We start from the raw sequence: 6865 nt of genomic DNA on the forward strand, positions 1-6865 counted from the left end.
ATGGGGTGCGTGGCGACCAGAGCGTACTGCTGGTCACCGCGGGGCACCAGGGGCGTCGTCCGGAGGCCGGGGACGACCACGCCCGACGCCGACGTCCGTCGCTGGACGAATCCCGGAGTAACCGGATATTGCCTGGCCCCGCCGCGATGGATCCCGGACGATGAGCGGCATGCAGCCCTGCGACGTCGTCCTCCGCCCGTGCACCGCCACCGACCTGCCTGCTCTGGAGGATTGGGCGCCCACGGGCAACAGTCGGACGCATGCGATGAGGTTCTCGCACCAGGAGGCGGGCGACAGCACGTACTACCTGGCCACCTGCCGGCAGGACCCGGATACCTTCGTCGGCTCCTGCGAGATCCGGTGGACCGGGTGCGCTGCCTCGGAGGTCCCACGGTGCCCGGAGGTCAACGGGCTGCAGGTGTGGCCGGAAGTCCTGCGATCCCAGGGGATCGGGACGCGGATGCTCGGTCTGCTCGAGGAGGAGGCGAGAGCACGCGGCCACCACGAACTCGGTCTGGGGGTCGACGACTCCGGCCCGAAGCGCCTCTACCTGCGACTCGGCTACGTCGACACCGGGCACGACTATCTCGACCGGTACACGTGGATCGACGATGCGCACCAGGTGCACCACGTCGCCGACCCGGCCCGGTGGCTGATGAAGCCGCTCGACGGGGAGAGCCCCGAGTCCACCCGGAGTTGACCCGAACGAGCGTCACGAACGAGCGTCACGAACGGGGCAAAGTTGGGGGAATCAAGCGCCCATTCCCCCAACTTCGTCACGCTTACGGGATCACCGACACCCCACGGTGGCATTGCGCGGTCACGTCGATGTCAGGGTGGTGCTCCCCGGGCCGACCTCCACGTCGATGTCGCCGCGTCGCACCCGTGCGGTCGTGTTCGCGGGGATGCGCACCTCGACCAGTTTCTGCTCCCGGTCGTAGCGCACGTGCACGTCGCCGCGGATCGTCGGCACCGTGCCCTCCATCCACGCGAGCGGCCCGGGCTGCGGGGTGATCTCGAGCCGGGCGGCGCCGGGGGCGACGACGCGCACGCCGAGCACCCGGCGGGCAATGACGTTCACGGGGGCGGTGCCCCAGGCGTGGGAGTAGGTCATGTTCGGTTTGAGGGAGGGGTCCCAGGCCTCCGGGACGATGCTCGCTCCCAGGTCATCGAGCAGGTGCAGCCAGCCGCGCTGCCCGCGGGAGGTCATCAGCGCGTGCGCCTCGTCGGCCCTGCCCAGGGTGAACAGCGCATCCAGCAGGAACTGCGCGCCGTACACGCTCATCCGCATCCCGCCGGCGGCCAGCATCTCCCCGAGCCCCTCCCGGCGTGCGGTCGGCGCGAGGCCCAGCGCCACCGGGATCGCCGTGGCGTGCTGGGAAGCATGCTCACTGCCCAGCCCGTCGCGGTAGACGCCGTCCTCCCGCACCAGGTGCGTCTCGATCCCCGCGAGCATCCGCGCCGCGAGCGCCGCGTGATGCTCCGCCTCCGCGTCCCGGCCCAGCACGGTGCAGATCTTCGCGAGCGTCTCGTGGGCCGCCGTCTGGAAGGCGTTCAGCACGGTGTTCACCTCGGTGAACTCGTAGTCGTCGCGGCAGGTCTGCGGCCAGTCCACGAGGTCGGCGTCCCAGGCGCTCGAGGGGCCGGGGTCCTTGTGCAGCAGTCCGTCGAACCCCAGATGGCGGTCGTAGTTCGCCCGCCGCCACAGGTCCACATCGGAGCGCAGCTGCGCGTCGTCCCCGGTGGCGAGATAGTCCTCCCAGGCCACGAGCACGGGCATGAGGTGGTACTCGGCCGGCCAGGTGGGGCGGCGCGTCAGGTACTGGTTCGAGACGCGGGCAAGCGCGTAGCTGCGCCCGCAGGCGTAGTGGGAGAGCTGATTGACGTAGGTATCGCCCTCGTAGGGCCCGCGCTCGCGCGACGGGGTGTCGAGATAGAGATCCAGGGTGGTGGCCTCGATCGAGTAGCGGCACAGCTCGTGCACGCGGTCCAGATCCGGGTCCGACGACGCGAACGCGCCGGAGTGCCCGATTCCCCCGGCGTGCCCGATCTCCCCGTCGCGCACCGTCCCGCTGCTCAGGATCGTCCGCGTGACCTGCAAATTCTCGATCTCCCCGGAGAGCACGCGCAGCTCGCCGTAGCGGAAGGCGCGATACCCCCAGTGCTCGACCTCCTGCTCGCCGTCGCGCAGGGTCCACGTCTCCTCGTAGACGTTCCCGGTGGGCATCGAGGAGATCACCCGCCCGTCGGCGTCGCGCTGCTCGCCCAGGCGCACCTCGATCCGGGCCCCGTCGCTCGCCCGAACCTGCACGCGAAGCCCGCCGACGATCTCCCGGCCCAGATCGAACCGCCAGGCCCCGGGGCCGACGGGCTCCAGCGGAGCCGGGTCCCCGTCGGCCTGCCCGAGACTCACGATCGCCGGTGCCGGCTCCGCGGGCAGCGCCGGAGCGGCCGACGCCGCCGCCCAGCCCGTGTCGTCGAACCCGGGCGAGGTCCATCCGACGGGCTCCTCGCGCAGATCCCAGTCCTCCGCGGGGGCGTGGTACCAGCCGCCGCCGACGCTCCGCTCCCCCGGCAGCAGGGCGCTCCCGGGCAGCGCGCGCCAGGTCTCCGGCGACGTCACGTGCTCGATCCTGCTGCCGTTCTCGAGCACGACGACGAGGCGGGCGGCGAACTGGCGTCCCTCCTGCGCCCAGGCGAGAGCGGCGAGGGCGTTGCGACCCGGGTGCAGCAGGCCGGTGAGATCGTGAGTATGCAGCCGCGGGTGGTTGTCCTGGCTGCGCACGCTCCCGAAGCCCGTGACCTGGGCGTTCACCCACAGCTTGTAGACGTGCTGGCGTCCGCCGCGGGGCCCGTCCTCGCCGGGGCCGCCCTCCGGGGAGAGTCCGACGGCCTCCACGAAGGCGGCGCGGATCGGTGTCACCGGCAGGTCGATCTCGGTGCGCAACAGCGCCCAGTCGGCGGAGTCCCCGGCCCAGATCGGAGTCGCCGGCCACCGGCTCGGGGCGCTCGCGGAGGGGTCCGTCGTGCACGGCGCCGTCGTGAAGGGCGCCGTCGTCAACCGCGCGGCGAGCGACCAGTCGCCGCGCTCCGAGGTGTCGACCTGCACGCGCCACCAGTACGGGGTCGATGCCTGCAGGGGGACGACCTGGATCAGCACACCGGTGGAGCCCGCCGAGAGCACCCGGCCGGAGTCCCAGAACGGCTCGGCGCACGAGGGGTCCTCGGCGATCTGCACGCGGTAGCTGCGCTGCTGCGCGTCGCCCAGCATCGGGACGATCCAGCTCAGTCGCAGCGCGGCGCCGTCCACCCCGACGGCGTGCTCCTGGAGGTTCAGCAGCAGCCCGCTCGGGCGGCTGGTGCGACTGGTGCGACTGGTGCGACTGGTGGAGCCCATCGGACGCAACTCCTTCGCTCGCGACGACACGAGCAGGAAGATTAGCAGTGACGTGGGGAACAGGCCGCTGCTAGGTTCACCGTCATGACCCCGACGACCCCGCAGCACGAGTTCGTGATCGGCATCGACGGGGGCGGCACGCACACGCGCGTGGGCTGCTTCGCGCTGGACGGGACGCGCCTCGCCGCGGCCGTCGGCGGGGGCGGGAACCCGAGCCACAACGACGACGCGCTCGAGAACATCCGCGGCACCATCGCCCAGGCGATCGACTCCGGCGGGCTCGACCCGTCGGACGCCGTGGCCCTCGCGGCCGGCATCGCCGGATTCGAGCGCACCTGCTCCAACCAGAGCGACGGGGACAACGACCGCACGGCCGCTCTGGTCGATGCACCGGGTCTGACCTGCCCGAAGATCGTCGTGAACGACGCCGTGATCGCCCATCGCGGCGCGCTGTCAGGCCGGCCGGGCATCGTGGTGGTCGCCGGCACCGGGTCGATGATCCTCGCGATCGACGAGGAGGGCGTCGAGACCGAGAGCGGGCAGCTCGAGCACTATGCGGGCGCCGCACGGCACCTCGTGTACGACGTCGTCCAGCAGATCCTGATGAACGACTGCTCCCCGACGGATCCGCTGGTCCCGGCGGCTCTGGAGCATTTCGGCGTGGCCGACGCCCCGGCACTGCACGCGGCCGTCCTCGCCCGCTCCACAACTCACCGCAACACCATCAAACGGTCCTACGGGGACTTCGCGCCCCAGGTCACGGCGATGGGCGAGCAGTCCGCCCTCGCCGACCGAGCCCTGACCGACCTGGCCGCCCGCACCGCGCGCGGTGTGCGCCTGCTCGCCCCTGTGGCCGGGCCCCGACCGGTCCCTGTGGCCTGCACGGGCTCCCTCGCGGACGCTCCGAGCTTCCGCGACCGCCTCGACCGCATGTTGGTCGAGGCCGAACCGAGCGCCCTCGACCTGGTCCCCTCACAGCTCGACCCCCTCGGCGGAGCGGCGATCCTGGCCCTCGAGGCTGCCGGAGTCGAAGTCGACGAGGCGATGATCGGCCGGCTCGCCGGGCGGATCCCGTCGGCGATCCCCGCGTGATGTCAGGTCCTCGCGAGATCCGCATCGACGGCACGACGGTGCGCCGCCCGCGCAAGCCCTGGACGCCGACGATCCACGCCCTGCTGGAGCATCTGGGTGCGCAGGGCCTGCCGGTGCCCCGGCCTCTGGGCCTCGATGACCGTTTCGAGTACGTGAGCCTCGTGCCCGGACTTGCGGGGGACGACGCCTGGCCCGACGGGCTCTCCCCCGACGCCGCCCGCTCCCTGGGCCGGCTGCTGCGCGCCGTGCACGAGGCGACGCGCACGTGGATCCCCCCGGCGGACGCCGTCTGGTCGGTCCCGAGCACCCCGAGCACCCCCATCTGCCACGGGGATCCCAAGCCGGGGAACGTCGCCTGGCGGGACGGCATCGCCGTCGGGCTCTTCGACTGGGATGCCGCGCGGCCGGGCGACCCCGTCGAGGACCTCGCCTACGCCCTGCTGTGGGCCGTTCCCGTCGACGTCGATCCCGACGACGCCCCACTCTCGCCGGCCGAGGCCGAGCTCCGGCGGGCCCGCGCCCGCGCGCTCCTCGAGGGCTATGGCTGGAACGCCCCGATCGACGTCGTCGAGGCCGCGGCATCACGCCATGAGCAGGCGATCGACGAGGTCGAGTGGCTCGGCACCCACGGCCACGAGCCGCATGCGACCTGGGTGACGCAGGGCTGGCCCACCACCTGGCGCAGCCACCTCGAGTCGATGCACGAGGCGGGCCGACGCACCTTCCCGGTACCACTCCCCCGCTAGGCTCGCCCGATGCTGCTGCTCCTGGATCTCGACAACACGCTGGTGGATCGTGACGGCGCCTTCGCCGCCTGGGCCGAGGAGTTCATCGCCGCGCAGGGAGGCACGAAGGACGATCTGCGCTGGCTGCTCGAGACGGACGGTCACGGCTACACGCATCGGGCGATCCTCGCCGACGGACTGCTCGAGCGGCTCGACCTGACCTCGACCCGCGACGAGCTCGTCCAGACCCTGCTGCACGCTCACGCGGGCCACGTGCGCTGCTACGACGGCCTGCTCGAGAAGCTCGCCGAGCTGCGCGATCGGGGATGGACGCTGATCGTCGTGACCAACGGACTCGTGGCCCAGCAGTCTCGGAAGATGCGGGTGAGCGGGCTCGAGGGTCGTGTGGACAAGGTGGTGATCTCGGAAGCTGTCGGCGCGAGGAAGCCCGCCCCGGAGATCTTCACGGCTGCGGTGGAAGGATTCCCGGCCGACGGGGTCACCTGGATGGTCGGGGACCGCGCCACCGCGGACATCCAGGGCGGCCAGGCGGCCGGGTGCCGCACCGGATGGGTGACCCACGGTCAAGCCTGGGAGCTCGACGCACCGCCGACCTTGCAGGCACCCTCCACCCTCGAGGTGCTCGCGCTGGTCATGGAGTCAGAGGGCATTGACTCAGCCCCTCGGCGGGAGGTCTAATGGAGTAGCCATCTCCCGCTGGGAGACCGGAAGTAGAGGCCAGGACACCTGCGGTTTCGTAGGGCCTGGCCTTCGCGCTCATGCGAGCTTGATATCTATCCGGGTGACCTGCTCCGCCAAAGCGGGCGGAGCATCGACACGGTCGACATAGGCGTCGCCCAGCGCACCTAGTACGAGGTCTGGTGCCCAGAGCATGGGATCCTCGATCCCGGGCACCCATTCCACTCGCATATCTCGCGGGATCACAGCACGCGAGCGCAGTCCATCGACTCTTTTCAGATCTTTCCGGTCCTGCGACGGCGATCGCGACTCCACGACGACTCGAGCGACCTCACGTTGAGCCAGCTCCCAGAGCAATCTCTCGAAGCTCAGACCCCGAGCACGTTCCTGCTTGGCAGGGACCAGCGGCGCTGCCGAGACCACGACATGGCGGAGCCCCAGCTGAGGCAACAACGCAGCCGCCCGAGCTTTCCCGTTCGCACCGAGATCTCGCCAGTGGAGCTTGTTGCCGCGGGGTGCAAGTTGGCGGAGCAGCACAGGTGCCTCCGCCGGCTCCGACGAACCTATCGAGGCACCCAAGAAGTGGATCGGCACCTCAGCGCCTCGAATACGCATGCTTTCGTCCACCCATGCGCAGAGACTGGCCATGCTGCGAAGGGTAGGCAGTGGCCGGACGACCCAGCGGATGAATCAAGAATTGTGGACGGCAAGCATCCGTGCGAGAGAGGCCCCCAACCCGGGACGGGCGCCCTTGTCCAGCTTCGGAGAGACTTCAGAGTTGAACCTGGCCGAACGGACCACTTCAGCCTTCAGGCCATCCCCTCGCCAACTCCCTCGGTGCCCCGAGTGATCACCGCGTCCAGCCCCTCGGTGGTGTCAAGGCGTCGAAGCAACATGGGGTTCGCCGGCAATGAGTCGAGCGAACGCTTCGGTGGGGGTGAGGAAGCCCAGT

5 protein-coding genes are annotated in these 6865 nt (G+C 70.8%); 4 read left to right on the forward strand and 1 reads right to left on the reverse strand.

Going from position 1 to position 6865, the window contains the following annotated elements:
- Positions 1 to 169: 169 nt before the first annotated feature.
- Positions 170 to 700, forward strand: a complete 531-nt coding sequence (locus tag ABD093_RS13700) for a GNAT family N-acetyltransferase (RefSeq protein ID WP_343925210.1) — start codon at positions 170 to 172, stop codon at positions 698 to 700.
- A gap of 120 nt (positions 701 to 820) precedes the next feature.
- Here the strand turns inward: ABD093_RS13700 and ABD093_RS13705 are convergent, their stop codons facing one another.
- Complete coding sequence (locus ABD093_RS13705) at positions 821 to 3397, reverse strand: family 78 glycoside hydrolase catalytic domain (RefSeq protein WP_343925201.1); 2577 nt, start codon at positions 3395 to 3397, stop codon at positions 821 to 823.
- Between the two features lie 84 nt (positions 3398 to 3481).
- Here ABD093_RS13705 and ABD093_RS13710 point away from each other — a divergent pair, with 84 nt between their 5' ends.
- From ABD093_RS13710 to ABD093_RS13720, 3 genes are read left to right on the forward strand one after another with little or no spacing between them, the layout of a single operon-like run.
- Positions 3482 to 4489, forward strand: a complete 1008-nt coding sequence (locus ABD093_RS13710) for an N-acetylglucosamine kinase (protein WP_343925203.1) — start codon at positions 3482 to 3484, stop codon at positions 4487 to 4489.
- Positions 4489 to 5235, forward strand: a complete 747-nt coding sequence (locus ABD093_RS13715) for a phosphotransferase enzyme family protein (protein WP_193118819.1) — start codon at positions 4489 to 4491, stop codon at positions 5233 to 5235. The genes ABD093_RS13710 and ABD093_RS13715 overlap by 1 nt, the downstream gene beginning before the upstream one ends.
- A gap of 9 nt (positions 5236 to 5244) precedes the next feature.
- A complete protein-coding gene (locus tag ABD093_RS13720; RefSeq protein WP_193118820.1) occupies positions 5245 to 5913 on the forward strand; it encodes an HAD family hydrolase in 669 nt (222 codons plus the stop codon).
- Positions 5914 to 6865 lie beyond the last annotated feature (952 nt).

Source organism: Brachybacterium tyrofermentans (assembly GCF_039526165.1).
GTDB lineage: Bacteria > Actinomycetota > Actinomycetes > Actinomycetales > Dermabacteraceae > Brachybacterium > Brachybacterium tyrofermentans.